This window comes from Nitratireductor sp. PBL-C9, assembly GCF_050877045.1.
Taxonomy (GTDB): domain Bacteria; phylum Pseudomonadota; class Alphaproteobacteria; order Rhizobiales; family Rhizobiaceae; genus Nitratireductor; species Nitratireductor aquimarinus.
On sequence record NZ_JBPAXW010000006.1, the window covers coordinates 307,345 to 331,696 of the forward strand.

25 protein-coding genes and 1 tRNA gene are annotated in these 24,352 nt (G+C 62.3%); 13 read left to right on the top strand and 13 right to left on the bottom strand.

Going from position 1 to position 24,352, the window contains the following annotated elements; translation table 11 throughout:
* Window positions 1–2: 2 nt before the first annotated feature.
* The 6 genes from ACRTG1_RS15000 to ACRTG1_RS15025 all read right to left on the bottom strand — a co-directional run bounded on the left by ACRTG1_RS15000 (window position 3) and on the right by ACRTG1_RS15025 (window position 8,670).
* Window positions 3–614 carry a LysE family translocator gene (locus tag ACRTG1_RS15000; RefSeq protein WP_113153535.1) on the bottom strand — a complete coding sequence of 204 codons (612 nt, stop codon included), beginning with the start codon at window positions 612–614 and terminating at the stop codon, window positions 3–5.
* 312 nt (window positions 615–926) lie between these two features.
* On the bottom strand, window positions 927–1,679 hold the full coding sequence (locus ACRTG1_RS15005) for a class I SAM-dependent methyltransferase (protein ID WP_432516488.1): 753 nt from the start codon (window positions 1,677–1,679) through the stop codon (window positions 927–929).
* A 31-nt stretch (window positions 1,680–1,710) separates the two neighbouring features.
* Entirely contained in the window at window positions 1,711–3,534 is a 1,824-nt protein-coding gene (gene typA / locus ACRTG1_RS15010) for a translational GTPase TypA (protein ID WP_113153534.1), read from the bottom strand.
* A gap of 243 nt (window positions 3,535–3,777) precedes the next feature.
* A complete protein-coding gene (locus ACRTG1_RS15015; RefSeq protein WP_432516489.1) occupies window positions 3,778–4,707 on the bottom strand; it encodes an MBL fold metallo-hydrolase in 930 nt (309 codons plus the stop codon).
* A gap of 201 nt (window positions 4,708–4,908) precedes the next feature.
* Window positions 4,909–6,477 carry an alkaline phosphatase D family protein gene (locus ACRTG1_RS15020; RefSeq protein WP_432516490.1) on the bottom strand — a complete coding sequence of 523 codons (1,569 nt, stop codon included), beginning with the start codon at window positions 6,475–6,477 and terminating at the stop codon, window positions 4,909–4,911.
* Window positions 6,478–6,615: 138 nt separating this feature from the next.
* Complete coding sequence (locus ACRTG1_RS15025) at window positions 6,616–8,670, bottom strand: M3 family metallopeptidase (protein WP_206545638.1); 2,055 nt, start codon at window positions 8,668–8,670, stop codon at window positions 6,616–6,618.
* A 143-nt stretch (window positions 8,671–8,813) separates the two neighbouring features.
* On the opposite strand from ACRTG1_RS15025, the gene ACRTG1_RS15030 reads away from it, so the two are divergent.
* Window positions 8,814–9,293, top strand: coding sequence for a MarR family winged helix-turn-helix transcriptional regulator (locus tag ACRTG1_RS15030; RefSeq protein ID WP_206548035.1), 480 nt, complete (start codon window positions 8,814–8,816; stop codon window positions 9,291–9,293).
* Window positions 9,290–10,555 carry a multidrug effflux MFS transporter gene (locus tag ACRTG1_RS15035; RefSeq protein ID WP_432516491.1) on the top strand — a complete coding sequence of 422 codons (1,266 nt, stop codon included), beginning with the start codon at window positions 9,290–9,292 and terminating at the stop codon, window positions 10,553–10,555. The genes ACRTG1_RS15030 and ACRTG1_RS15035 overlap by 4 nt, the downstream gene beginning before the upstream one ends.
* Before the next feature lie 63 nt (window positions 10,556–10,618).
* Here the strand turns inward: ACRTG1_RS15035 and ACRTG1_RS15040 are convergent, their stop codons facing one another.
* From ACRTG1_RS15040 to ACRTG1_RS15050, 3 genes are all read right to left on the bottom strand, one after another.
* Window positions 10,619–11,263, bottom strand: coding sequence for a carbonic anhydrase (locus ACRTG1_RS15040; RefSeq protein ID WP_113153529.1), 645 nt, complete (start codon window positions 11,261–11,263; stop codon window positions 10,619–10,621).
* Between the two features lie 73 nt (window positions 11,264–11,336).
* Window positions 11,337–12,215: a pyridoxal kinase PdxY gene (gene pdxY / locus ACRTG1_RS15045; protein ID WP_206545641.1), complete on the bottom strand. Its 879-nt coding sequence runs from the start codon at window positions 12,213–12,215 to the stop codon at window positions 11,337–11,339.
* Between the two features lie 8 nt (window positions 12,216–12,223).
* A complete protein-coding gene (locus ACRTG1_RS15050; protein WP_222474045.1) occupies window positions 12,224–12,517 on the bottom strand; it encodes a hypothetical protein in 294 nt (97 codons plus the stop codon).
* Window positions 12,518–12,701: 184 nt separating this feature from the next.
* On the opposite strand from ACRTG1_RS15050, the gene ACRTG1_RS15055 reads away from it, so the two are divergent.
* The 5 genes from ACRTG1_RS15055 (at window position 12,702) to ppa (ending at window position 16,171) form a co-directional block, all read left to right on the top strand.
* Complete coding sequence (locus ACRTG1_RS15055) at window positions 12,702–13,340, top strand: LemA family protein (RefSeq protein ID WP_113153527.1); 639 nt, start codon at window positions 12,702–12,704, stop codon at window positions 13,338–13,340.
* 13 nt (window positions 13,341–13,353) lie between these two features.
* A complete protein-coding gene (locus tag ACRTG1_RS15060) occupies window positions 13,354–14,193 on the top strand; it encodes a TPM domain-containing protein (RefSeq protein WP_299939322.1) in 840 nt (279 codons plus the stop codon).
* 1 nt (window position 14,194) lies between these two features.
* On the top strand, window positions 14,195–14,839 hold the full coding sequence (locus ACRTG1_RS15065; RefSeq protein ID WP_283800591.1) for a TPM domain-containing protein: 645 nt from the start codon (window positions 14,195–14,197) through the stop codon (window positions 14,837–14,839).
* Between the two features lie 87 nt (window positions 14,840–14,926).
* Window positions 14,927–15,433, top strand: a complete 507-nt coding sequence (locus ACRTG1_RS15070; protein WP_206545645.1) for a GNAT family N-acetyltransferase — start codon at window positions 14,927–14,929, stop codon at window positions 15,431–15,433.
* Between the two features lie 204 nt (window positions 15,434–15,637).
* The gene (ppa, locus tag ACRTG1_RS15075; protein ID WP_113153523.1) at window positions 15,638–16,171 is read left to right on the top strand and encodes an inorganic diphosphatase; all 534 of its coding nucleotides are present in this window, start codon (window positions 15,638–15,640) and stop codon (window positions 16,169–16,171) included.
* 115 nt (window positions 16,172–16,286) lie between these two features.
* On the opposite strand, the gene ACRTG1_RS15080 is transcribed toward ppa, so the two are convergent.
* The 3 genes from ACRTG1_RS15080 to ACRTG1_RS15090 form a co-directional block, all read right to left on the bottom strand.
* Window positions 16,287–16,901 carry a hypothetical protein gene (locus ACRTG1_RS15080; RefSeq protein ID WP_206553258.1) on the bottom strand — a complete coding sequence of 205 codons (615 nt, stop codon included), beginning with the start codon at window positions 16,899–16,901 and terminating at the stop codon, window positions 16,287–16,289.
* Between the two features lie 69 nt (window positions 16,902–16,970).
* The gene (locus ACRTG1_RS15085; RefSeq protein WP_113153521.1) at window positions 16,971–17,297 is read right to left on the bottom strand and encodes a DUF167 family protein; all 327 of its coding nucleotides are present in this window, start codon (window positions 17,295–17,297) and stop codon (window positions 16,971–16,973) included.
* A gap of 3 nt (window positions 17,298–17,300) precedes the next feature.
* A complete protein-coding gene (locus ACRTG1_RS15090) occupies window positions 17,301–17,591 on the bottom strand; it encodes a YggT family protein (RefSeq protein WP_432516492.1) in 291 nt (96 codons plus the stop codon).
* Window positions 17,592–17,807: 216 nt separating this feature from the next.
* On the opposite strand from ACRTG1_RS15090, the gene ACRTG1_RS15095 reads away from it, so the two are divergent.
* Window positions 17,808–17,883 (top strand) — tRNA-Ala (locus ACRTG1_RS15095).
* Window positions 17,884–18,063: 180 nt separating this feature from the next.
* On the top strand, window positions 18,064–18,897 hold the full coding sequence (locus ACRTG1_RS15100) for a lytic transglycosylase domain-containing protein (RefSeq protein ID WP_432516497.1): 834 nt from the start codon (window positions 18,064–18,066) through the stop codon (window positions 18,895–18,897).
* 83 nt (window positions 18,898–18,980) lie between these two features.
* Here the strand turns inward: ACRTG1_RS15100 and ACRTG1_RS15105 are convergent, their stop codons facing one another.
* Window positions 18,981–19,226 carry a hypothetical protein gene (locus ACRTG1_RS15105; RefSeq protein WP_113153520.1) on the bottom strand — a complete coding sequence of 82 codons (246 nt, stop codon included), beginning with the start codon at window positions 19,224–19,226 and terminating at the stop codon, window positions 18,981–18,983.
* 339 nt (window positions 19,227–19,565) lie between these two features.
* Here ACRTG1_RS15105 and ACRTG1_RS15110 point away from each other — a divergent pair, with 339 nt between their 5' ends.
* From ACRTG1_RS15110 to ACRTG1_RS15125, 4 genes are all read left to right on the top strand, one after another.
* Window positions 19,566–20,882: an NAD(P)H-dependent oxidoreductase gene (locus ACRTG1_RS15110; RefSeq protein WP_432516493.1), complete on the top strand. Its 1,317-nt coding sequence runs from the start codon at window positions 19,566–19,568 to the stop codon at window positions 20,880–20,882.
* A 111-nt stretch (window positions 20,883–20,993) separates the two neighbouring features.
* Window positions 20,994–22,028 (top strand): thiamine pyrophosphate-dependent dehydrogenase E1 component subunit alpha, encoded by a 1,035-nt coding sequence (locus ACRTG1_RS15115; RefSeq protein WP_113153518.1) that lies wholly within the window; start codon window positions 20,994–20,996, stop codon window positions 22,026–22,028.
* Window positions 22,028–23,038: an alpha-ketoacid dehydrogenase subunit beta gene (locus ACRTG1_RS15120; RefSeq protein WP_113153517.1), complete on the top strand. Its 1,011-nt coding sequence runs from the start codon at window positions 22,028–22,030 to the stop codon at window positions 23,036–23,038. Before ACRTG1_RS15115 ends, ACRTG1_RS15120 begins: the two co-directional genes overlap by 1 nt.
* 1 nt (window position 23,039) lies before the next feature.
* On the top strand, window positions 23,040–24,352 hold a 1,313-nt coding region (locus tag ACRTG1_RS15125), incomplete at its 3' end, for a pyruvate dehydrogenase complex dihydrolipoamide acetyltransferase (RefSeq protein ID WP_432516494.1).

Below are 24,352 nucleotides of genomic sequence, written 5' to 3' on the forward strand. Positions count from 1 at the left end.
GTCTACCTTGTCGAAAGGGCGAGGCGCAGTCCCAGCGCCGCAAAGGCTGCCGCGAAGGAGCGGCGCAGCCATTTCATGATCGTCGGGCTCGACAGAACCCTGCCGCGCACCAGCGACGCCATCTGCCCATAGAGCACGAAGACCACGAACGTCATGACCATGAAGACAAAGCCGAGCCACGCCATGTCGAGCGCGGGAAGGGTGCTTTCAGCAGGGATGAACTGGGGCAGGAACGCCAGAAAGAAGATCGACAGTTTCGGATTCAGAATGTTGATGAGAAAACCGCGCCGGATGATGGCGCGATGTGCAATCGCCGTGCGGTCTGGCTCTGCATCAAGCATGCCGTTTTCCTTCAGCGCGCCCCATGCCATCCAGAGCAGGTAGAGCACGCCGGCGAATTTGACGATCTGGAAAAGCATGGCGCTGGCATGCAGCAGCGCGGCGATGCCGAGAATTGCGGCTGCGATGTGCGGCAGGATGCCGAGCGTGCACCCGAATGCCGCCGAAACCGAAGCGGGGCTGCCTCGACCAAGCGCAATCGCCAGCGTGTAAATCACGCCGGTGCCGGGAATCAGCACAACGACAAGCGCCGTGAGCAGGAATGCCGGATCCATCTGAAACGTCCTCCACAACCTTGTGGCGATTAGCGCGGGATGTTCGGGTGCTGTCAACCCGGCTGCGAAAGGCTGCTGCCATGGGAGGTGGTGTAAGGGATAGGCGGCGTCTCAGTCCGCGCCAGGCACCCTCGCCCTTCGACAGGCTCAGGATGAGGGTTATTGGGACGTCTGCCAAACACTGATCCGCCGGATGCATTAGCCGCTGGATTGGCACCCGACACCGCAGTAACCCTCATCCTGAGCCTGTCGAAGGGCGAGGGTGCCCGGCGCGGCGTTGAGCCCGGACCATCCCGCAGCGCCCTCAACGGGCTACGATGCCGTGTTGCGCCCAAGCGGGATGATCTCTCTCGACGCTGGCTCGAGCGGCCTGCCGGTCCAGTCCCCAAGCCAGCGGTCGACCGTTAGCCCGCAGTCATCCAGCAGTGCCGCAAGAGTGTTCTTCGGCGTATAGCGAATGCGCGCCGTTGCCGTGTGGACCTCGCCACTCTTCAGCACCCGGTAGCTGTTTCGATAGCTGAGTATCTGTGTCTCATCATCGAAAACGGACTCGTTCCACGCCTCGACCTCACCATGCTTGGGATGTGTGAAACGGCGCAGTGTCTCTTCCTTCGTGCGGGTTTTCCCACCCGGGAAGTCCGGATTGCGACTGTCGAAGATAAAGCGGCCACCGGGTTTCAGGTGTTTGGCGATGGTCTCAATGACCGCTCGCTGATCGGCCTCGGTAAGGAAAACCTGAAACGTATGGCCGGTCAGGACAATCAGATCGAAACGTTCGGCCAGCCGGATTGTGCGGGCATCGCCCTCGATCCACTCCACCAACGGATCATTACGGCGACCGCGTGCAATGTCGAGCATTGCCCCTGCGGGATCAATTCCTACAAAACGATGGTTGTCGGCCAGCTGAGTGGCCAGCTCGCCTGTTCCGCAGCCAAGATCGAGAACCGAGTGGGCATCGCTGGCGAGTTTCCTGCAGAATGCGAGGTCGGGGCGCGCTGCCCCGCGATAATCATAGAACTGCGCGACATCAGGGTCGGCATAAAGTGTTTCGGCCAGGTTGCTCATGTGAACAACCTGGCCGGAAAGCAGTCAGACCTCAAGCCGCGCCGGCGCGGCTTTTCTCGAAGCGCTTGCGCTCGTGCGGGTCTAGGTAGAGCTTGCGCAGGCGGATCGACTTCGGCGTCACTTCCACCAGCTCATCGTCCTGAATCCAGGAAAGCGCGCGCTCCAGCGTCATGCGGATCGGCGGGGTCAGCTTCACGGCTTCGTCCTTGCCGGAGGCGCGGACGTTGGTGAGCTTCTTGCCCTTCAGCACGTTCACTTCCAGATCGTTGTCGCGGGAGTGAATGCCGATGATCATGCCCTGATAGACCTTCACGCCGGCGTCGATCACCATCGGGCCGCGGTCTTCCAGGTTGAACAGCGCGTAGGCTGCCGCCTCGCCGTCATCGTTGGAGATGAGCACGCCGTTGATGCGGCCGCCGATCTCGCCCTTGTAGGGCTGATAATCGTGGAACAGCCGGTTCATGATGGCCGTGCCGCGCGTGTCGGTCAGGAGCTCCGACTGGTAGCCGATCAGGCCGCGCGTCGGTGCGTGGAAGACAAGGCGCTGGCGGTCGCCGCCGGAGGGGCGCAGCTCGATCATCTCGGCTTTGCGCTCCGACATCTTCTGCACGACGATGCCGGAATGCTCCTCGTCCACGTCGATCACGACTTCTTCGATTGGCTCGAGAAGATTGCCGTTCTCGTCCTTCTGCATCACCACGCGCGGACGCGAAACGGCAAGCTCGAAGCCCTCGCGGCGCATGGTCTCGATCAGAACGGCAAGCTGAAGCTCGCCACGGCCGGAGACGTAGAAGGAATCCTTGTCGTCGGCTTCCTCGATCTTCAGCGCGACATTGCCCTCGGCCTCCTTCAGGAGGCGGTCGCGGATCACGCGGCTCGTCACCTTGTCGCCCTCGGTGCCGGCAAGCGGCGAGTCATTGACGATGAAGCTCATGGTCACCGTCGGCGGATCGATGGGCTGTGCTTCCATCGGCTGGTTGACGGAGGGATCGCAGAACGTGTCGGCCACCGTGCCCTTGGAGAGGCCGGCAATGGCGACGATATCGCCTGCCTGCGCTTCCTCGATGGGCTGGCGCTCGAGCCCGCGGAAGGCGAGGATCTTGGAAATACGGCCGGTCTCAAGCAGCGTGCCGTCGTGATGCAGCACCTTCACCGCCTGGTTCGGCTTGATGGAGCCGGCTGCCACGCGGCCGGTGATGATGCGGCCGAGGAACGGGTTGGCTTCCAGGATCGTGCCGATCATGCGGAACGGACCGGGCTCCGTGCTTGGCTCCGGCACATGCTTCAGCACCAGATCGAAGAGCGGGGTGAGGCCCTCATCCTTCGGACCTTCCGGGCTGTAGTTCATCCAGCCGTCGCGGCCCGAACCGTAAAGGATCGGGAAGTCGAGCTGCTCGTCGGTGGCGTCGAGTGCTGCGAACAGGTCGAACACCTCGTTGATCACCTCGTCGGCGCGTGCGTCCGGGCGGTCGATCTTGTTGATGGCGACGATCGGCTTCAGGCCAACCTTCAGCGCCTTGCCGACAACGAACTTGGTCTGCGGCATCGGGCCTTCGGCCGCGTCCACCAGAAGAACTGCGCCATCCACCATGGAGAGGATGCGCTCCACCTCACCACCAAAGTCGGCGTGTCCGGGCGTATCGACGATGTTGATGCGGGTGTCGTTCCATTCCACCGAGGTGGCCTTGGCGAGAATGGTGATGCCGCGTTCTTTTTCGATCTCGTTGGAGTCCATGACGCGTTCGGCGACGCGCTGGTTCTCGCGGAACGCGCCGGACTGCTTCATAAGCTCGTCGACGAGTGTCGTTTTCCCATGGTCAACGTGGGCGATAATCGCAATGTTGCGCAGTTTCATATGTGCTCTTTGGGGTCGGTAGGCGCGCGAAAGGCAAGGCGCGGCCCTGTTGCGTTGCCGCGCTCTTACAGGTTTTTTCGCAATTGCGAAAGTCCGCAGTGCCCGTTGTCGACCCCGGGACCGCTCAAATCATTGTTTTTGCGCAATTCCGGACGGAAAACCGGTTCCCGCTTTTCCTGGAATTGTCTAGCGCATCGGCCCGAAAATCGGGATCGATTTTCGGAAAGCACGATGCACGGCGTTCTAGCCCCAGGACGCGCCTTCAAGCGCGTTGAGCGGAAACTTCAGATAGCGCTCGCCATTGGCTTCCGGCGCGGGAAGCTGGCCCGCATTCATGTTCACCTGAAGCGCATGCAGAATGAGCTTCGGCATGGGCAGCGTCCTGTCGCGCGCCTCGCGCACGGCAACGAATTCCGCCTCTGTCGCGCATTTCGACATGTGGCTGTTGGTGGCCTTCTGCTCGGCAACCGTGCTTTCGAAGCGCGGCTCGCGTCCGCCCGGCTGATAGTCATGGCCGACGAAGATGCGGGTCTCGTCCGGCAGGCTGAGAATGTCCTGAATGGACTTCCAGAGCCGCTCCGCGCTGCCGCCGGGAAAGTCGCAGCGCGCCGTGCCGGAATCGGGCATGAACAGCGTGTCGTGCACGAAGGCCGCATCGCCGACCACATAGGTGATCGAGGCCAGCGTGTGACCGGGCGAGAACATGACCTTTGCCGGCAAAGAGCCGATGGTGAAAGTCTCGCCGTCAGCGAAAAGCCTGTCCCACTGCGATCCGTCTGCCTGGAACTCCGGCCAGTTGTAGATGCCTTTCCAGAGCTTCTGCACCTCGACCACCTTCTCGCCGATGGCGATCGGCTTTCCGGTTCTGGTTTTCAGATAGCTCGCGGCTGAAAAATGATCGGCATGGGGATGGGTGTCGAGAATCCACTCGAGCTCGAGCCCCTTCTCCTCGATGAAGGCGAGGAGCCGGCCGGCGTTTTCCGTGGAGGTTGCGCCGGATTTCTCGTCGAAATCGAGAACGGGATCGATGATTGCGCATTTGCCGGTCGCCGGATCTGCGACGACATACTGTGCCGAGAAGGTGCGCCTGTCGAAGAAGACGGTCACGTCTGGCCGGGCAGGACCTGCGTCTGCGGCCATCTCGGCTCCCTGGGTCGCGCCTGTCTGATGCATCTTGCTCTCCACGGTTTTCGACAGCTTTCCGGGTTTAGTTAGTGTGCGTTGCGGAAAGATGCAATTTCGCAGACTGCGACCAATTGGGCATGATTTTCTAAGAGTAACCGGATTACCTCCAGTCATTTGCGTGGCACATGCGCTCGCGCGAAACAAAAAACCGGGGCGCAAAGGCCCCGGTTCGAGTGCATGCGCTCAGTGTCAGGCCGAGCGCACGGGATCGAGCGTCATTTTGTAGAGCTCGTTGTCATCGCGATCCATCAGGCGCACCGTCAGCTGCTGTGTGTCGGCGTCGATGTCGACCAGGCCGAAGAACTGGAAGCCGTCCGAAGGCGGCAGGTTCACGCCCTGCTCCTTGCTCGGCGCCTTCACATATTTCAGTTCCGGGCCGAAGGTCTGGTCCAGATCGTTGGGGCCGAACGTGCCGGCGTGCAGCGGGCCGGACACGAATTCCCAGAACGGGTTGAAGTCCTGGAACTGCGCCTTGTCGGGATTGTAGTAGTGGGCAGCCGTGTAGTGCACGTCGGCAGTCAGCCACACCGTGTTCTCGATGCCCGCATTCTTGATGAAGCGCAGCAGCTCGGCGATTTCCAGCTCGCGGCCTTTGGCAGCGCCATCGTCGCCATTTGCAATCGCTTCGATCTTCTCGCCGTCACGCACCACAAGGCCGATCGGCATGTCGCAGGCGATCACCTTCCAGGTGGCGCGCGAGTTCGACAGTTCGCGCTTCAGCCACTGCATCTGCGCATCGCCCAGAATGCGCGCCTCATCGCTCAGCTCATCCTGTATGGAAGCGGTGTTGGGGCCGCGGTAGGAGCGCAGGTCGAGGAAGAACACGTCCAGCATCGGCCCGTAGGCGATCTTGCGGTAGACGCGGCCGGGCTCTGCCGGGGTGAAGCGGATCGGCGACATCTCGTGGAACGCGCGGGCAGCGCGCGCCTGCAGAAGCGCCACCGACTTCTCGGTGTAGCGGTCGTCTTCGGTGAGGTCCTTGGAGGCCGACCAGTTGTTGACCACTTCATGGTCATCCCACTGGAAGAAGGTCGGGCACACGGCGTTCAGCGCACGCACATGGTCATCCATCATGTTGTACTTCCACTGGCCGCGGAACTCGTCCAGCGTTTCAGCGACCTTGCGCTTCTCGTCGATCACCACCTTGTTGACCCATTTGGAGCCGTCCTTCAGCTCCACCTCGTCCTGGATCGGGCCATCGGCATAGATCGTGTCGCCGGAATGCAGGAAGAAGTCGGGCTCGTGCTTCGACATGGTGGCATAGGTCTTCATGCCGGTCTCATCGATGCCCCAGCCCTGGCCGGCGGTGTCGCCCGACCAGGCGAAACGGATGTCGCGGCGTGCGGAGGGTGCGGTGCGGAAGCGTCCGACAATCGGCTCCGAGCGCGCCGAAACGTCGGAGAGATCAACGGCGGTCATACGGTAGAAAATATCCTGATCGGGCGTCAGGTTCTCCAGCAGCCTTTTGACGGCGAGATCGCTGTCGGGCAGGGCGTCGAGGCTCGGCAGCCGGGTCGGGTTGGCGAAGCTCTCGGTGGTCGAGACTTCAAACTCCACCCGCGCCGGGCGATCCGTGCGGGTCCAGATCATGCCGGTCGTGGTGTCCACGTCGCCGGACTGGACGCCATGGGTGAAGACGGGGCGCGACGAGGCGCGCGAAATGGCGGGCATGGCCAGCCCGCCAAGCGTGGTGGCAAGTGCGGTTGCGCCGCTTCCGATCAGGAATTTGCGGCGGGTGCTCACTCCAAAGGACTTCATGACAGTCTCCCTCGATCTGGTTGGGTCGTGGGAGGCAATTTCACCGTTTAGTGTGGCAACCGGTTATCGACGGCGTGACATCTATCTGACCATTGAATGACGGCCCACAGGCAGGCCGTCATCGTCAGGTTCTCGGGCCTAGGCGAGCCCCTTCTTTTCCATCATGGCTTCCGGCGTCGGCATGCGCCCGCGGAACGCCTTGTAAAGCTCTTCGGGATCAGCCGACCCGCCGGCCGCATAGATGTGCCGGAGCAGTTTCTTCGCGGTTTCCGGATCGAACGGATCGCCCGTTTCCTCGAAGGCGCGGAAGGCGTCTGCGTCGAGCACTTCCGACCACATATAGGAATAATAGCCGGCTGAATAACCATCGCCCGCAAACACATGCAGGAAATGCGGCGTTCGGTGGCGCATCACGATGGCGTCCGGCATTTCCATCTGCTTCAGCGTTTCCGCCTCGAAGTCCAGCGGCGCTTCGGGTGCTTCGGCCTGGCTGTGGAACGCCATGTCCATCAGTGCCGAGGCGGTGAACTCCACCGTTGCAAAGCCGGCGTCGAAGGTGCGCGCCGCGCGCATCTTCTCAAGCAGTTCCTGCGGCATGGGCTGGCCGGTTTCGTGGTGCAGGGCGAATTTCTGCAGCACCTCCGGCACGGTGAACCAGTGCTCATAGAGCTGCGAGGGCAGCTCCACGAAGTCGCGGGAGACCGAGGTGCCGGAAATCGACGGCCAGGTCACGTCGCTCAGAAGCCCGTGCAGCGCATGGCCGAATTCGTGAAACAATGTGCGTGCTTCATCGACCGAGAGAAGGGCAGGGGTGCCCTTGGGCGGCTTTGCGAAGTTCATCACATTGTAGATGATCGGCGTCTTGCCGGCACCCAGCCGATAGCCCGACTGCAACCCGCTCATCCATGCGCCGGAGCGCTTGGACGGGCGATTGAAATAGTCGGCCAGGAAAAGGCCGCGTTGCGAGCCGTCGGCATTGCGCACGATGAAGGTGCGCACGTCTTCATGCCAGGCCGGAACGCCCTTCTGCTCCTCGAAGGTCAGGCCGAACAGCCGGTTGGCGACGTCGAAGGAGGCGGCGATCACGTTTTCGAGTGCGAGATAGGGTTTCAGCGCGCTTTCATCGAAGGCAAAGCGCTCGGCGCGCCGCTTCTCCGCATAATAGCGCCAGTCCCAGGGGGCGATGGCGTGGTTCTGGCCGTCTTCGGCTGCCAGCCTCGCCAGTTCCTTTTCGTCTTCGGCGGCTTTCTCGCGCGCCTTTCGCCAGACCGGCTGCAAAAGCTCCTGCACGGCCTCCGGCGTTTTCGCCATCGTGTCGTCCAGCTTCAGCGCGGCATAGGTTTCATAGCCGAGCAATCGCGCCTTTTCTGCGCGAAGCTTCAGCGTGCTCGCAATAATGTCGGCGTTGTCCGTGTCGCCGCCATTCTCGCCGCGTTTGGCGAATGCGTTGAACACCTTCTCGCGCAGGTCGCGCCGTTCGGAGGAGGCAAGGAACGGTTCCACGATGGAGCGTGAGAGCGTTGCCGCATAGCGGCCCTGCTCGCCGCGCGCTTCGGCGGCTTCTGCCATCGCGCTCTTCAGCGCGTCGGAGAGACCGGCCAGGTCGTTTTCCTCCAGAAACAGTGACCAGCCGCTTTCGTCTGCAAGCACGTTCTGGCCAAATTTCGCGCCAAGCCCGGCCAGTTCCTCATTGATCACGGCAAGCCGCGCCTTGTCGTCTGCGTCGAGCTGCGCGCCACCGCGCACAAAGCGCTTCCAGACCTTTTCAAGAACGCGGTCGGTCTCTGCATCAAGGTCGAGCGTGTCGCGCGCCTGATAAAGCCGGTCGATGCGCTCAAACAGCGCCGCGTTCATGAGAACGGACGAGATGTGCCGGGCCATGCGCGGCGAGATCTCCCGTTCCAGCGCCTGGATCGTCTCATTGGTGTGTGCGCCTGCGCGGCACCAGAAGATGGCCGAGACCCGCGAGAGCGCTTCACCGGCGAGTTCCATCGCCGCCAGCGTGTTTTCGATGTCCGGCGCGTCCGGATTGTTGGCGATCTGCTCGATCTCCGCCTCATGGGCAGCGATGGCTACCTCGAAAGCGGGCGCAAACGCGGCATCGTCGAATGCGGTGAAATCCGGCAGGCCGTGCGGCCCGGTCCAGTTCGTCAGCGGGTGCGTTGCAAGATCGATGGGAGCGGATTTCTGCATGGCGTTTCCGGTTCGTTGGAGGAACAGAGCCCTTGCGATGTAAGCGCTGGCGGCTGACGGCGCAATGGCCGGAGTTGACGATGATAGGGGCTGACTATATGTATGGCTTATATTAAGTTTGCCTTATAATAAGGGTCTTTTTGATGACGCAGCACGTGAATCCGGAGTCCTTCGGTTTCCTCATCGCAGACGTTTATCGTCTGATCAGAAACACGATGGATCGGGCGATTTCCAATGCCGGTATCGGCGTGACGCCCGGTGAGGCGCGCACGCTGGTTCATGCCGCGCGCGCCGGCGCAGTTCGCCAGAATGTTCTCGCCGAGCGCATGGGCGTCGAGGCGATGACGCTGAGCGGCTATCTCGACCGGCTTGAGGCGCGCGATCTCGTGCGCCGTGCGAACGACCCGTCCGACCGTCGGGCAAAGCTCGTCGAGTTGACGGACAAGGCCGATGCGGTGCTTGAGGCCATTGGCCGGGTGGGCACCGAGATGCGGCGCAGCGCTGCCGGCACGCTCAGCGAAGCCGAGTGGGACGAAATGCTCGAGAAACTGAAAGTGGTGCGGGCCAATCTGGCGGGCCTGTCGCAAAAGCCTGCCGCGCCACGGCAGGGGGAGCCTTTATGAACATGCGCGCAGAAGCACCGGATGCCGAAACCCCGCCACCGCCGCTGATGAGCGAACGGCGGGTCAGCATCATCGGTGCGCTGCTGGTGGCGCTCGGGCCCGTTTCAATGGCGCTTTTCACGCCTGCGCTGCCGGAGATCGTCGAGGCTTTCGGCACCACCGAAGCGGCGGTCAAGATGACCATCTCGCTATACTTTGCCGGCTTTGCAGTGGCGCAGCTGTTCTGCGGACCCCTGTCGGATGGCCTCGGGCGCAAGCCCGTCACCTTCGCCTTCATCGCGATCTATGTGGTGGCGAGCTTCATCGCGCTGATCTCACCCAACATTGAAACGCTGATCGCCGCCCGCTTTCTACAGGGCTTTGGCGCGGCCGTCGGCGTGGCCGTTTCGCGCGCCATCGTGCGCGATCTTTTCACGAATGAAAGTTCCGCCCGGATCATGAACCTGGTCGGCATCATCCTGGCCGTGGGGCCGGCCTTTGCGCCGACGCTCGGCGGTCTGACGATGCAGGTAGCCGGCTGGCACGCCATTTTCATTCTCATGCTGGTGGCGGGGCTGGTGATCGCGCTCATCATCCATTTTTGCATGCGCGAAACCGTCGAGCGCGATCTCTCTCGCATCAGCCCGAAGGCGCTGGTCCACTCCTATGGCCTGCTTCTGAGCAATGGCTACTTCATGCTGTCGAGCTTCGTCATCGCCGGTGCGGTCGGCGCGCTCTATACGCAGGCAACCGTTCTGCCTTTCATTCTGATGGACAATGTCGGCATGACACCCGCCGAGTTTGGCCTCGGCATGCTGGCGCAATCGGGCATGTATTTCGTCGGCGCTGTCGCCGCGCGGCAGTTGATGAAGTCGCTCGGCGCTTACAGGCTCGTGCCCATCGGCCTCACGGCCATCGGGGCGGGCAGCCTGCTTCTGATTTTTGCGCTCACCCTGTTCGAGCCAAGCTTCATCGGCGTGATGGGGCCGGTCGGCGTTTATGCCTTCGGCATCGCTTTCGTGATGCCGGCCATGATGACGGCAGGCCTTGCCCCATTCCCCCGCATTGCGGGCTCCGCATCGTCGCTGACGGGCTTTCTTCAGATGACAACAGGGCTCGCCGGCGGAACCATCGCCGCACTCATCGGCGATCCCGTTCTGGCCATGGTGATCATCATCCCGACGCTCGGAACGGTGGCAATCGTTTCATGGATCATCTGGAACAGGCTGCCGGAGCCAACGCTGGCAACGGCTTTGCGCCATGGCCCGACAGGCCCCGTCTGATACGGGGCCATCGCGTTTCGCTTTTTGTGAAAAGTCAGGCGATCCCGCCTGACAGCATCGGGTCTACTCGAAGTCCGGCCGTTCGAAATCGCCGGTCTTGGGGTCCATCACCCACAGCTCGCCGCTCGAAATGTCGAACCACGCGCCGTGCAGGGTGAGCCTGCCCTTGTCTTCGAGGATTTTGACGCAGGGAAAGCTGCGCAGGTTTTCCACCTGGTAGCGGATCGAGATGCGCTCAAGCGCTGTCTGGCGCTCGGCCTTTGTCATCATCTCGTTCTCGGCCAGGGCTTCTGCGGCCGGCTTGACCAGCCCCATCCATTTGCCGATGAAGTCGCCGGGCGAAAGCGGCTCGGCCGAGCGGTTCAGCGCCGCGCCAATGCCGCCGCAGCGTCCATGCCCCATCACGACGATGTGCTTCACCTTGAGGCTCTGCACCGCGAATTCCAGGGCTGCGGACGTGCCGTGATGCTGCCCGTCCGGCGCATAGGGCGGCACGAGGTTGGCCACGTTGCGCACGACGAAAAGCTCGCCGGGGCCGCAGTCGAAAATCGTTTCCGGCGCCGCGCGTGAATCACAGCAGGCGATGACCATGGTTTTCGGGGATTGGCCATCCTTGGCCAATGCGCGATAGCGATCGCTCTCGGAGCTGTAACGGCCCGCCATGAAGTTGCGGTAGCCGGCGATAAGACGGTCTGGCAGATGGGTCATGGAATTCCGAATAACGGTAAACCGTTCTTCGGGCAATCCGGTTTATGCGTTTGCCCGCAGGCTCAGACCGCCGTCATGCCTCCGCGGTTTCCGCCACATGCTCGATCTCGATGCTCATTTCCGGGCGCGTCAGGATCTGCCGGTCGGTTTCGAGCATCAGTTCGTTCGAGCCGCGTTCTGCCGCCTTGTTGAGGATCGCCACAACCGAGCCCGTCGTCTTTGCAAGCGCTTCTTCACGCGTCTCGCCTGCGAGCAGCCGGGCGAGATAGAGCGCTGCCGTCAGATCGCCCGTCCCGTTCGGCGCGCTTGGAATGCTGTCATGCACGGCGCGCAGAACGTCCGTCTCGCTCACCAGAAGATTGGCGAGCCGGTCGGGGCTGCTGGCCGGCGCTGACGTCACCATCACATCCGCCGGCGGGGCCTGCCGCGCCGCGCGAATGGCGCTTTCCGTGCCGGAAATCTCCATCCCCGTCAGCCACGCCAGCTCATAGCGGTTCGGCGTGGTGATGTCGGCCAGTGGCAGCAGCTGATCACGGATCGCCGTTGCCGTCGCCTCCGGCACGTAAAGCCCGCCCTTGTCGCCCAGAACGGGGTCGCAGACATAGCGCGCCTGCGGGTTATGTGCCTTCAGGGTTTTCACCAGCCCGGCAATCGCCGTCGCCTGTTCCGGCCCGCCCAGATAACCCGTTAGCACGGCCGACACTTCACCCAGCCAGGGGGCGTTTTCCAGATCGTGAATGAAGCGCGCGAACTGATCTGCTTCCGGCACGATGCGCGTCGCCGGCCCATGGCCGGGGTGCCAGGGCAGAATGACCGTCGGCACCGCCCAGACCGGAAAGCCCAGTGCCTCAAGCGTGAAAACGGCCGCCCTGTTGCCAACGCTGCCGCGCGCCACATGGCTTGAAATGACGATAACGGCGCGCGCCTCGCCCCGGTTGTCCTGATTGGTCATGCTGTCCGTTATCCGCCGATTATGCCGAAGACGTAGAGGAGGAGCCAGAGGATCAGGGCCGTCAGCGTGGTCACGGCGATGGCCCTGCCGATGCGGGTGCCCCAGAGTTCAATCGGGTCGTTCTGCTCTGCATCGGTAGCCGCCACGTGATCGCGCACGCGCGTCATCATGGAGCTGCCTTCGCTCTCTCGGCCAACCCGGTCGAGAATCCGGCGCGACTCCGCTTCGGCTTCCTGATCCTGTTTGTTTCCCGACCCCATCTGAAAACCCGTTGCAGTGGATTTGCGATAACCGTACAGCATGGGCAGCCTGATCGGAATTGGTTTCCTGTCAGTGGCCCATGTTCTAGATCGCCGTGCGCCCATTCCGGCGCACAAAGGACGATCTAAGCGATTGATGGAGCATCGGAATAACCGAAAACCGGTTTCCACTTTTCGGTCCGATGCTCTAATGTTCCCAGAACCAATGTTTCGGAGGCGCTCCTTCATGCCGATTGCCAAGCCGCTCGCCGCTGTCTCTCAGCGCGGCCTTCTTTCTCTTCTGGCGCTCTTCGTGATGTTGCCGCTGCTTTCTGCCTGCGGGTTCAACACCATCCCCACCCGTGAGGAACAGGCCAAGGCCGCCTGGAGCGAAGTGCTGAACCAGTATCAGCGCCGCGCCGACCTCATCCCGAACCTGGTCGAAACGGTGAAGGGCTATGCCTCCCACGAGCGCGAGGTTCTGGAAGGCCTCGTCGAGGCGCGCGCAAAGGCCACCCAGGTTCAGGTGTCGACGGACATGCTCACCGACCCGGAAGCCTTCAAGGCGTTTCAGGAGAGCCAGGCCGGCCTGACCGGCGCGCTGTCGCGCCTTCTGGCTGTCGTCGAGAACTATCCGGATCTGAAGGCGAGCCAGAACTTCCTGGCGCTGCAGGCCCAGCTTGAGGGCACGGAAAACCGCATCGCCGTCGCCCGGCGCGACTATATCGAGGCGGTTCGCCTCTACAACACGTCGCTGAAGACACTGCCCTCCATGCTGTGGGCGATGTTCTGGTTCACGGGCAACGAGCCTTATGAGACCTTCACCATCTCGCAGGAGCAGATGGATGCGCCGTCGGTCAATTTCGGCACGAACAGCGGCGGCTGACGGAGACTGATCGATGGGGGAGGCAGTCCGGCGGTTTCCCGCCGCACGTGATCGCCAGCGCCTTTGGCTTGCCCTTGCGGCTGGCCTTGTCGCTCTGTTTCTGGCATCGGCGCTGGCCGCTGCGGAACTGCCCCGGCTCACCGGGCGGGTGGTCGATGACGCCGGCATCCTCAATGCGGAAACCACGGCACGCCTGACCGGAAAACTCGAAGCTTTCGAGCAGAAATCCTCCGACCAGATTGTCGTCGCCACCATTCGCAGCCTCGATGGCGAGGCGCTGGAGCCCTTCGCCAACCGTCTCTTCCGCGCATGGGGGCTGGGGCAGGCGGGTGAGGACAATGGCGTCCTGCTTCTGGTCGCGCTCGATGACCGCAAGATGCGGATCGAGGTCGGCTATGGTCTCGAAGGCACGCTGACGGACCTGCACTCCAAACTCATCATCGAAAACACCATGGTGCCGGCCTTCCGCGCTGGCGATTACGACGCCGGCATCGATGGCGCGGTGGATGACATCATCATGGTGCTGGAGGGCAATGCGGCGGAGCTCGAGGCCCGCGCCCGGCGCAGCCAGCAGCAAGATGACAGCATTCCCTGGCCGACGATCCTGTTCTTCATCGTCTGGGGCACCTTCTTCTTCGGCGGTTTCGCCATGGCGCTTCTGCCGCCCATCTTCGGGCGCAAGATCGGGCCGGGCCAGTATGAGTGGCTCGGCATGAAGGTGAATTACAAGAAGTCCAGCGGGCGCTCCGGACGCAGCTCCTCCGGCGGATGGTCTTCCGGCGGCAGCAGTGGCGGGGGCTTTTCCGGCGGCGGCGGTTCGTCCGGCGGCGGCGGTGCTTCGGGGAGCTGGTAGGATGTTGCGAAAGATCAGGACACTGACGGACGAAGAACACGCCCGCATCGCAAAGGCGATCCGTGATGCCGAGCGCAGCACTGCGGGCGAAATCTACTGCGTGCTCGCGCGTTCCAGCGATCCCTACCTCTATCCCGCCGGCCTCATCGTCGCGCTGGCAATCCTCATTCTCGGGCCGTTTCTGGCGCTGGCGCTCAGGCATTGGTGGATTTCCGTCGATCCCGTGGTTTTCGCCGCTGCGCAGCTCGCGGCATTTGCCGCGGCCGGCGCTCTTCTGATCGCTTTTCGGGGGCTGCGCGTAGCGCTTGTGCCCAAGGCGCTGAAATACCGGCGCGCCCACGAGAAAGCGCAGAACCAGTTTTTCGCCCACAACATCCATGTGACCGAGGGGCGGACCGGCGTTCTGATTTTCGTTTCGCTGGCGGAACGCTACGTGGAAATCGTGGCTGACCGCGAGATCGACGCCTGTGTCGAACAGCGTGTCTGGAACGAGGGCGTCGCCATGATGCTGGAGCACGCGCGCCGCGGCACGCTGGCCGACGGGTTTGTCGAAACCGTTGGCTACGCCGGAGAGGTGCTTGCACAGCATTTCCCCGCCGGCCGGCTTAATCCCAATGAAATCGAAGACCGTTTGACGGAAATCTGAGCGCTTTCGGCTGCCTGTGCGCGACCGCAAAGATGAGCGCTCTAATGCTTGCGCATGTCGACCCGACGCAGCTATGGTTAAGAAACTATGAACACGCTGACGATCGACATCAGACGAGCAGAGCCGGAAGACGCCGAGGCGGTGGCCGCAGTCCACGATAGCGCGTGGCGCGGGGCCTATACCGGCATCATCCCCTATCAGGCGCTGGGGCGCATGATCGGTCGTCGTGGTCCGCGCTGGTGGGCCAATGCGATTCGTCGGTCCGCCACCGTTCTCGTCATCGAGATCGGCGGAGAGATTGCCGGCTACGCAACGCTCGGGCGCAACCGCGCCCGTGAGCTGACGCAGGAAGGCGAGATCTACGAGCTCTACCTGCGGCCTGAATATCAGGGCGTCGGTCTTGGCACGCGGCTCTTCCAGGCCGCGCGCGACATGCTGTCGGCCCATGGTCTGAACGGTCTTGTCGTGTGGGCTCTGGAAGACAATGAGGCAGCGCTGGCGTTCTATGCCGGCGCCGGCGGGCGCGACATTGCCGAGGGCGTCGAGGTGTTTCACAGCCGGGCGCTGCGCAAGCTGGCCTTCGTCTGGGACTGAGCTTCGACCCTGCTGCGCATGTCTTTCCGGTCCGCGCGCGCACCATCAAAATTTCGCACTGCACCATTCGCTGCATTGCCATGCGGCCTGTGACGCGATAAAGCGGCAGCCATCCATTTCCGGGTTGCCTCGTCCGGCGGACCTTATCGGTCGCCGCGCCGGTCTCCGGCAGCCATCACCTGCCAGAACAAAGGTTGCTTCTCCATGCGCATAGACGCCATCTCCACCGGTGATAATCCGCCGGAAGACGTGAACGTCATCATCGAGGTCCCGGTCGGCGGTCAGCCGATCAAATACGAGATGGACAAGAATTCGGGAACGCTGGTCGTCGACCGCTTCCTCTACACGCCGATGACCTATCCGGGCAATTACGGCTTCGTGCCGCACACCCTGTCGGATGACGGCGACCCCATCGACGTTCTGGTCTGCAACACGCGCCAGCTCATTCCCGGCTGCGTCATCAATGTGCGCCCGATCGGCGTTCTGGTCATGGAAGACAATTCCGGCCAGGACGAGAAGATCATCGCCGTGCCGTCGGCTCACCTGACGCGCCGCTACGAGAACGTGCACAACTACAAGGACCTGCCCGAGATCACCCTCCAGCAGATCCAGCACTTCTTCGAACACTACAAGGATCTCGAGCCCGGCAAGTGGGTCAAGATCGGCGATTGGCTGGATGCCGGCGAAGCGCGCAGGCTGATCGTCGAGGCCATCGAGCGGGCCAAGACCAGCAAGTAAGCATGGCGCTGGCGGCGTCTGGATCGGCCTGCGTCCATCAGGGCGCACCACGGGCGATCCAGACGATCACCTGAACATCGGACCGAAAGCCGATTCCAGTTTTCGGTCCCGTGTTCTAGCCGCCGCCACCCGCGCTCATCGGGGCTGGCACCTCGCCGGCGTCAACGACCGGCTGGTCGGCCCCGCAAGCAAAGTCATAGGCCTGCCGATCAGCAATGCGGCGGGCTTTTTCATTGGCGTTTTCGTTGCCTGTCGCAACCACATAGCCAACGACGCAGCCCTGCCGTTCCAGAAGCTGCCCGACCTTCTCCACCACCAGCACTTCGATCTTGTCGCCGAAATCGTCATCCACGAACCAGCGATGGATCGTCGCGACGGGCCATTCGCGGTCGCCATCCTTCATGATGCGCCATTCGATGGTGGGGCCGGTGGAATTGAACGCGGAGAAGCTTTCCCACTCAGGCGCCAGATCGCCGGCCGGCGGGAAGCCATAGAACAGCGATTCCCGTGCATCGCTGTAGTAGACAAGAACGGGATAGCCCTTCCAGCCCGAGCATACGAGGTTGACCCAGTCGCCCGGTTCGTCGCCGCCCGGCGCGGCAAAGGGCGCGCAGTTCTTTTCGGTGTTCAGCTCTGTATATGCGCTTTCAATGTCGACCGCTCGCGCCGTGCCGGCCATCGCCGCCATCGCAAGTCCCGCTATCGCAAGTCTGGTCAGTGCCATTCTCATGGGCAGGCTCCTCTTCATCACCCTCATCCCCCTTGGGGGCGGAGCATAGCCTGTTTCGACAGGGGAACCTTATTTTTCTGCAGCGAAGCCTGAGAGCCGGTCGAGCACGTCCTTGTCGGTGTTCGCCACTGTCACGGTCTTGAGGCGCGAAGTGCTTCCGCCGGTCACCGAAACGCTGCCTGCGGGCACGCGAAGCTGCTTGGCGAGCAGTTTTTCAAGCGCGGCATTGGCCTTGCCGTTTTCCGGCACGGCGCGCACCCGCGCTTTCAGATGGCAGCGACCATCCGCCGTTTCCGCCGGGCCTTCAATGGCGTCGCGCGACGATTTCGGCGTCAGGCGCACAAACAGCACCAGCCCGTCATCGGCCTGTCGGCAGAAGGCGGGCAGTTCCGACATGGATCAGAGAAGCGCCGGGGCGACGGTGGTCAGGATGAACTGGCGAATGAAGAACAGCGCCAGAAGCAGGATGATCGGCGAAATGTCGATGCCGCCGAGGTCCGGAAGGATCTTGCGGATGGGGCGCAGCGCCGGCTCCGTCACGCGGTAGAGAAAGTTGCCGATGGACCCGACGAACTGGTTGCGCGGGTTGACCACGTTAAAGGCATACAGCCAGGAAAAGATGGCGGAGGCGATGATCAGCCACCAATAGATGTCGAGCGCCATGATGATGGTCTGGATAAGCGCGAGCATGCCGGTCTCCTGGGCCGTGTTAAGCGCGGCACGCACAGGCGGTTCCTGCATTGCATGCCGGCAATTTTGCGACATGTAGCCATTGGCGGTGGATGCGGCAAGTCTGGAGGGAATTTTTGCACGGCGCAGGGTGCAGTTTCCATGCGCTCTCTTCTTGCGCGCGCACTTCTTGACAGGCCCGCTTCCGCATACCTAAATGCGTGCAATCGGTGGAACGGGGCTGTAGCTCAGATGGGAGAGCGCGTCGTTCGCAATGACGAGGTCAGGGGTTCGATTCCCCTCAGCTCCACCATGCCTCCTTCGGAATGATCGACGGCTTTTTGATGCGGCAAACGGCTCTTTTGCCATTGCGGCTTCTCTCCTGCGGCTTGCCTGTCGTCGGGGCTGGCCCTACGCTTCGGCGAGAGCGAAAGGGTGCCCGATGCAGCATGTCCGTTCCCGCTGGCTGATCTTGCATATTGCCATGCTCGTCATGCTTCTGTCGGGCCTTTCTTCCGTTCACGCAGAACAGGGCGACCAGAAGAAGGATGAAACGGAGAAGGCGACGCTCATCGCCTCCATCTGCCGGATCGTGGAGGCTGAGGCGCGGGACAATCGCATGGAGCCCGCCTTCCTTGCCCGGCTCCTCTGGAAGGAAAGTCGCTTCAATCCCAATGCCGTCAGTCCCAAGGGGGCGGAGGGCGTGGCGCAGTTCATGCCGGGCACGGCGGCGATGCGCGGGCTCGACGATGCGTTCGACATTGAAAAGGCGATACCGGCCTCGGCTGCCTATCTGGCGGAGCTGAAAGAGAAGTACGGCAATCTTGGTCTCGCTGCTGCCGCTTACAATGCGGGAGAGGGGCGTGTCTCACGCTGGCTCTCGAAGGGCGGTTTCCTGCCGCTCGAAACCGAGAATTACGTCATGGCGATCCTGGGGGAGCCGGTCGATACGTTCTCCGAGCGCACGCGCGCTGCAAAGGTTCAGCCATTGCATCCCGACAAGCCGTTCGATGAGGCCTGTCTTGCTCTGCCTGTTTCCGCCCGCGCCGTCATGGCGATGGCCAGTGTTCACACCCAGCCCTGGGGCGTGCAGGTGGCAGGGCATTTTCGCCGCGATGTGGCGATAAGGCTTTGGCAGATGGTGTTGCGCCGGCATGCAGCGCTTCTGAAGGATTACGAGCCGGTCATTACCCGGGTGCGCTCGCCGCGCGGATGGCGCGGCATCTATGCGGTCCGCATCGGCGCTGACAGTCGGCCGGATGCGGTGCGTGTCTGTCGCCGTTTTCGCAGTGGCGGGCTGCCCTGTGTTGTATTGCGAAACAGGTAATCGCGTTTCGAAGTAGAGTTCCCCGTGATGCAGAGAAGGCCCGGATCGATGTCCGGGCCTTTCTTGCAATATTCATTTGAACATTAGCTGTTGTCTACGATCGTACGATTTACGAGCACCGGACGGCCGTCGTCACCGACAACATAGATCTCGCGATATTCATTGCCGTTCGCGTTGAACTGGTGCTGAAGAACAGAACCGACCGGCGTTTTGCTCAGCGTCGACTGAGAAGGACCGTCATAGGTGATGCTTCCCTTGATCGGCTCAATGGCGAATGCGGGAGCTGCAATAAAGGTGGAAATAACGAGAGCGGAGAGAGCAGTTTTCATTTTCATTACTCCAGTTAGCTATCAACAAGCGTTTCACATTTCCGTCAGGGAAGTGTGTTATTACTTCGAAGCCGAGGCGTCTTCCCTGGCTGGTTCTTCATTTAGGGAGCCCATTTGCGTTCGTTCAGATCGGAAAACTGAAACAGAGCGTTCACAAAAGCTGGAATGTTACGATTTTCTCTTTCCCTGGCGTCATGTCTGCTGTGCGGGCTTTTGCTGCTGACGGTTCTGGGGAGAGCCGGGCGTTGTTGTCGCGTCAATGGACATTCGTATTGACACCTAAACATATGTTCAATAAGCCTCAATCTGAGGAAACGCCATCTGGGAGAGTGGTCAGAAATGTCTGCCAACGTTGCGCTTACCGGCCTTGCCCGGGATCTCGAGGATCGGGCCAAATCCGGCAAGCCGATCCGCATCGGCCTTGTGGGGTCGGGCGAAATGGGTACCGATATCGTCACCCGCGTCGCACATATGCCCGGCATTGAAATCGGCGCCATTTCGGAGCTGAATCTGCCTGCGGCAAGCCGCGCCGTGGATATCGCCTATCAGGAAGAAGGGCACGCCAAGGAAGCGGACACGCAATCCGCAATGACCGCGGCGATGGAAGCCGGCAAAGTGGCCGTCACCAACAATGCCGATCTGCTTCTCGAGAACGATCTCATCGACGTCGTGATCGACGCGACCGGTGTTCCCGCTGTCGGTGCTGAAATCGGCCTCCGGGCCATGGAGCACGGCAAGCACCTCGTCATGATGAATGTCGAGGCTGACGTCACCATCGGCGCTTATCTGAAGAGCGAAGCCGACCGCCTGGGCGTTACCTATTCGCTGGGCGCTGGCGACGAGCCGTCCTCCTGCATGGAGCTGATCGAGTTCGTTTCGGCCATGGGGCATCCCATCGTCGCCGCCGGCAAGGGCAAGAACAACCCGCTCAACATCGATGCGATCCCGGACGACTATGCCGAGGAAGCAGCGCGCCGAAACATGAATGTGCGCATGCTGGTCGAGTTCGTCGACGGTTCCAAAACCATGGTCGAGATGGCGGCCATCGCCAACGCCACCGGTCTCGTGCCGGACAAGCCGGGCATGCATGGCCCCAAGGCGACGCTGGACGAGCTGTCCTCCGTACTGGTGCCGGAAAAGGATGGCGGTGTGCTGTCGCGCGTTGGCGTGGTGGATTACTCCATCGGCAAGGGCGTGGCGCCCGGAGTCTTCGTTGTCGCCGACATGTCGCATCCGCGCATCTCGGAGCGCATGGAAGACCTGAAGATGGGCAAGGGCCCTTACTTCACCTTCCACCGTCCCTATCACCTCACCTCGCTTGAAGTGCCGCTCACCTGCGCCCGCGTCGTTCTCTACGGCAAGCCGGACATGGTGCCGCTGGACAAGCCGGTTGCGGAAGTCTGCGCCGTCGCCAAGAAGGACATGCAGCCGGGCGAGACGCTCGATGCAATCGGTGAATATTGCTACCGCGCATGGATCATGACGGTGCCCGAGGCCCGCGCCTCCAGGGCCATCCCCTGCGGTCTGCTTCAGGGCGGCACGGTCACCAAGCCCATCAAGAAGGGTGAACTGATCACGTCCGACAACGCTGCCCCGCCGGTCGGTTCCAAGATCGCCGAGCTGCGCGCGCGTCAGGACAAGCTCGTTTACGGCTAGATCGCCATACGCCCGTTCGGGCGCACACGGACGATCTGATTTATTGATGGAACATCGGACCGGAAGCCGGTTCCCGCTTTTCGGTCCGATGCTCTAGACAGGAGCGTAAAAATGTCGGCCACGGCCAAAAAGAGCGCCTCGAAAACCGATGGCGCCAACCAGCCTTTCATCTACAGGCAGTTCGATCAGGAAAAGCTGCGCGATGCGCTGCGCAAGATGTATCTGATCCGCCAGTTCGAGGAAGGCGCAGAAGAAAGCTACATGCGTGGCCTGATCCACGGCACGATGCATCTGTCCATCGGACAGGAAGCAAGCGCTGTCGGCATCTGCCTCGGTCTTTCTGATGAAGACCAGATCACCTCCACGCACCGTGGCCACGGCCACTGCATCGCCAAGGGTGCGGATGTCTCGCGCATGTTCGCCGAGTTCTTCGGCAAGACCACCGGCTATTGCCGTGGCCGTGGCGGCTCCATGCACATCGCCGATGTGTCGACGGGCAACCTCGGCGCAAACGGCATTGTCGGCGGCGGTCTCCCGATTGCCGTTGGCGCTGCCCTGACCGCCAAGAAGATGAAGACCGGCAATGTCGTTGTCTGCTTCTTCGGCGACGGCGCAAACAATGAGGGCGCGTTCCACGAGGCGCTCAACATGGCCGCCATCTGGAAGCTCCCGGTCGTCTTCGTCTGCGAGAACAATGGCTACGGCATGTCCACCTCCGTTGCCCGCGCGACGGCGGTTCCCAACATTGCCGACCGTGCCGCCGCCTATGCGATGCCGGGCGTGATCGTGAATGGCAATGTCGTGTCGGATGTGGCCGAGGCCATGCACGAGGCGACCGAGCGCGCACGCAATGGCGAGGGACCGACGCTCATCGAGTGCAAGACCTATCGCTATCGCGGCCACTCCAAGAGCGACCGCAATCGCTACCGCACCAAGGAAGAGATCGAAGAGTGGATGACCGAGCGTGATCCCATCGAGGCGTTCGAGGCAGAGCTCGTCGAGTTCGGCGTCATCGACGCCGCCGGGATCGAAGCGATCCGCGAAGGGGTCCGCAAGGAAATCGAAGCAGGCATCGAGTTCGCCAAGGAAAGCCCGATGCCCGAAGTCGCCAATCTTGAGAAATACGTCTACACGGAGCAGGCCTGATGGACGCGCAAGTCGAGACAGCCACGCGTGAACTGAGCTACGCGCAGGCCATCCAGGAAGCCATGGCCATTGCCATGGAGCGCGATGAGCGCGTGTTCCTCATGGGCGAGGACATCGGCGTCTATGGTGGCGCATTCCAGGTCACCGGCGATCTGGTGGAACGCTTCGGCCCCGAGCGCGTGATGGACACGCCGATCTCGGAGCTGGGCGGCGCTGGCGTCGCAGTCGGTGCAGCCGTGACCGGCATGCGTCCGATCTTCGAGTTCCAGTTCTCCGATTTCGCGACGCTCGCCATGGAGCAGATCGTCAACCAGGCCGCCAAGATGCGCTACATGCTGGGCGGCGCCGTTTCGGTACCGGTCGTCATGCGCTTCCCGGCCGGTTCCGGCACGGGCGCTGCCGCGCAGCACAGCCAGAGCCTCGAAGCGTGGCTCGGCCATGTGCCCGGTCTGAAGGTCATCCAGCCGTCCACCCCGCACGATGTGAAGGGCATGCTGCTTGCGGCCATCGAGGATCCCGATCCGGTGATGATCTACGAGCACAAGCTCCTCTACAAGATGAAGGGCGAAGTGCCGGAAGGCTATTACACCGTGCCGATCGGCAAGGCTGCCGTTCGTCGCGAGGGCGCTGATCTCACCATCGTCGCCACGTCGATCATGGTGCACAAGTCGCTCGACGCTGCAAAGCAGCTTGCCGAAGAAGGCATCGACGTCGAGGTCATCGACCTGCGCAGCATCCGCCCGATGGATCGCCAGACGATCATCGACAGCGTGTGCAAGACGTCCCGCCTGATGTGCGTCTATGAGGGCGTTAAGACGCTCGGCGTCGGCGCAGAGATTTCGGCGATGATCGCCGAGAGCGAGGCCTTCGATTATCTCGACGCACCGGTCGTCCGTCTGGGCGGCGCGGAAACGCCGATCCCCTACAATCCGGAGCTGGAAAAGGCGACGGTTCCGCAGGTCGACGGCATCGTCAAGGCGGCCCGCGATCTGGTTACGGGAGCGCGCTGACATGGCTGTTGAAGTCATCCTGCCCAAGGTCGACATGGACATGTCGACCGGCCGCATTTCTTCCTGGCTTGTCGAGGAAGGTGCGACCGTGAAGAAGGGCGATCTTCTGTTCGAGATCGAGACCGACAAGGCGGCCATGGAGATCGATTCTCCTGCCGCCGGCATCGTGCGCAACATCACCGGCAAGGAAGGCATCGACATTCCGGTCGGTCAGGTTGTGGCGTGGATCTATGAAGAAGGCGAGGCCGTGGCCGATGCGCCGGCTTCTGCGCCCGCCGAAACCGCAGCCGAAGCGCCTGCAAAGGCGGAAGCGCCAGCCCCCGTTGAGGCCGCCGCACCCGTCGCCGCTGCTCCGGCAGCGACTGCGGAGGCATCCTCCGGCGTCCGCGCTTCTCCGCTTGCCCGCCGTCTGGCGAAGGAAGCCGGTCTCGACCTGTCCGCCATCGCCGGTTCGGGGCCGAAGGGCCGGATCGTCAAGGCCGATGTGGAAGCAGCAGGCAAGGATGGCGGTGCGAAAGCAGCAGCCGCACCGGCAGCAGCAGCTTCCGCCGCTGCGTCCGCGCCGCAGGCCATGTCCGACGATCAGGTGCTGAAACTGTTCGAGGAAGGCTCCTACGAGCTCGTCCCGCATGACAGCATGCGCAAGACCATCGCCCGTCGTCTGGTCGAGGCCAAGTCCACCATCCCGCATTTCTACCTGACGCTCGATTGCGAGATCGACGCGCTTCTGGCGCTGCGCAAGCAGCTCAACGATGCCGCGCCGAAGGTGAAGACCGGGGATGGCGAGAAGCCGGCCTACAAACTGTCGGTCAACGACATGGTCATCAAGGCCCACGCGAAGGCGCTGGCCATGGTGCCGGACGCAAATGTGTCGTGGACCGAGAACGCCATGGTGAAGCACAAAAACGCCGATGTGGGCGTTGCCGTGTCGATCCCCGGCGGTCTGATCACGCCGATCGTGCGCCGCGCCGACGAGAAGACGCTGTCTGCCATCTCCAACGAGATGAAGGATCTGGCCGCGCGGGCGCGTTCGCGCAAGCTGAAGACGGAAGAGTTCCAGGGCGGCAACACGGCCGTGTCCAATCTGGGCATGTTCGGCATCAAGGACTTCGCCGCCGTCATCAACCCGCCGCATGCGACGATCCTTGCGGTCGGCGCGGGCGAGCAGCGGGCCGTGGTGAAGGATGGCGAAGTGAAGGTGGCGACCGTGATGTCGGTGACGCTTTCGACCGACCACCGTGCAGTCGACGGCGCGCTCGGCGCAGAACTCCTCGCCGCCTTCAAGCAGGTCATCGAAAACCCGATGGCGATGCT

Coding starts and splice junctions, on each gene's coding strand:
- ACRTG1_RS15000 (WP_113153535.1), bottom strand. CDS start 614: ATGGATCCGGCATTCCTGCTCACGGCGCTTGTCGTTGTGCTGATTCCC.
- ACRTG1_RS15035 (WP_432516491.1), top strand. CDS start 9,290: ATGAACATGCGCGCAGAAGCACCGGATGCCGAAACCCCGCCACCGCCG.
- ACRTG1_RS15070 (WP_206545645.1), top strand. CDS start 14,927: ATGAACACGCTGACGATCGACATCAGACGAGCAGAGCCGGAAGACGCC.
- ACRTG1_RS15055 (WP_113153527.1), top strand. CDS start 12,702: ATGCCGATTGCCAAGCCGCTCGCCGCTGTCTCTCAGCGCGGCCTTCTT.
- ACRTG1_RS15050 (WP_222474045.1), bottom strand. CDS start 12,517: ATGCTGTACGGTTATCGCAAATCCACTGCAACGGGTTTTCAGATGGGG.
- ACRTG1_RS15040 (WP_113153529.1), bottom strand. CDS start 11,263: ATGACCCATCTGCCAGACCGTCTTATCGCCGGCTACCGCAACTTCATG.
- ACRTG1_RS15060 (WP_299939322.1), top strand. CDS start 13,354: ATGGGGGAGGCAGTCCGGCGGTTTCCCGCCGCACGTGATCGCCAGCGC.
- ACRTG1_RS15115 (WP_113153518.1), top strand. CDS start 20,994: ATGTCGGCCACGGCCAAAAAGAGCGCCTCGAAAACCGATGGCGCCAAC.
- ACRTG1_RS15020 (WP_432516490.1), bottom strand. CDS start 6,477: ATGAAGTCCTTTGGAGTGAGCACCCGCCGCAAATTCCTGATCGGAAGC.
- ACRTG1_RS15120 (WP_113153517.1), top strand. CDS start 22,028: ATGGACGCGCAAGTCGAGACAGCCACGCGTGAACTGAGCTACGCGCAG.
- ppa (WP_113153523.1), top strand. CDS start 15,638: ATGCGCATAGACGCCATCTCCACCGGTGATAATCCGCCGGAAGACGTG.
- ACRTG1_RS15005 (WP_432516488.1), bottom strand. CDS start 1,679: ATGAGCAACCTGGCCGAAACACTTTATGCCGACCCTGATGTCGCGCAG.
- ACRTG1_RS15080 (WP_206553258.1), bottom strand. CDS start 16,901: ATGAGAATGGCACTGACCAGACTTGCGATAGCGGGACTTGCGATGGCG.
- ACRTG1_RS15025 (WP_206545638.1), bottom strand. CDS start 8,670: ATGCAGAAATCCGCTCCCATCGATCTTGCAACGCACCCGCTGACGAAC.
- pdxY (WP_206545641.1), bottom strand. CDS start 12,215: ATGACCAATCAGGACAACCGGGGCGAGGCGCGCGCCGTTATCGTCATT.
- ACRTG1_RS15110 (WP_432516493.1), top strand. CDS start 19,566: ATGTCTGCCAACGTTGCGCTTACCGGCCTTGCCCGGGATCTCGAGGAT.
- ACRTG1_RS15065 (WP_283800591.1), top strand. CDS start 14,195: ATGTTGCGAAAGATCAGGACACTGACGGACGAAGAACACGCCCGCATC.
- ACRTG1_RS15100 (WP_432516497.1), top strand. CDS start 18,064: ATGCTTCTGTCGGGCCTTTCTTCCGTTCACGCAGAACAGGGCGACCAG.
- ACRTG1_RS15085 (WP_113153521.1), bottom strand. CDS start 17,297: ATGTCGGAACTGCCCGCCTTCTGCCGACAGGCCGATGACGGGCTGGTG.
- typA (WP_113153534.1), bottom strand. CDS start 3,534: ATGAAACTGCGCAACATTGCGATTATCGCCCACGTTGACCATGGGAAA.
- ACRTG1_RS15015 (WP_432516489.1), bottom strand. CDS start 4,707: ATGCATCAGACAGGCGCGACCCAGGGAGCCGAGATGGCCGCAGACGCA.
- ACRTG1_RS15090 (WP_432516492.1), bottom strand. CDS start 17,591: ATGCTCGCGCTTATCCAGACCATCATCATGGCGCTCGACATCTATTGG.
- ACRTG1_RS15030 (WP_206548035.1), top strand. CDS start 8,814: ATGACGCAGCACGTGAATCCGGAGTCCTTCGGTTTCCTCATCGCAGAC.
- ACRTG1_RS15105 (WP_113153520.1), bottom strand. CDS start 19,226: ATGAAAACTGCTCTCTCCGCTCTCGTTATTTCCACCTTTATTGCAGCT.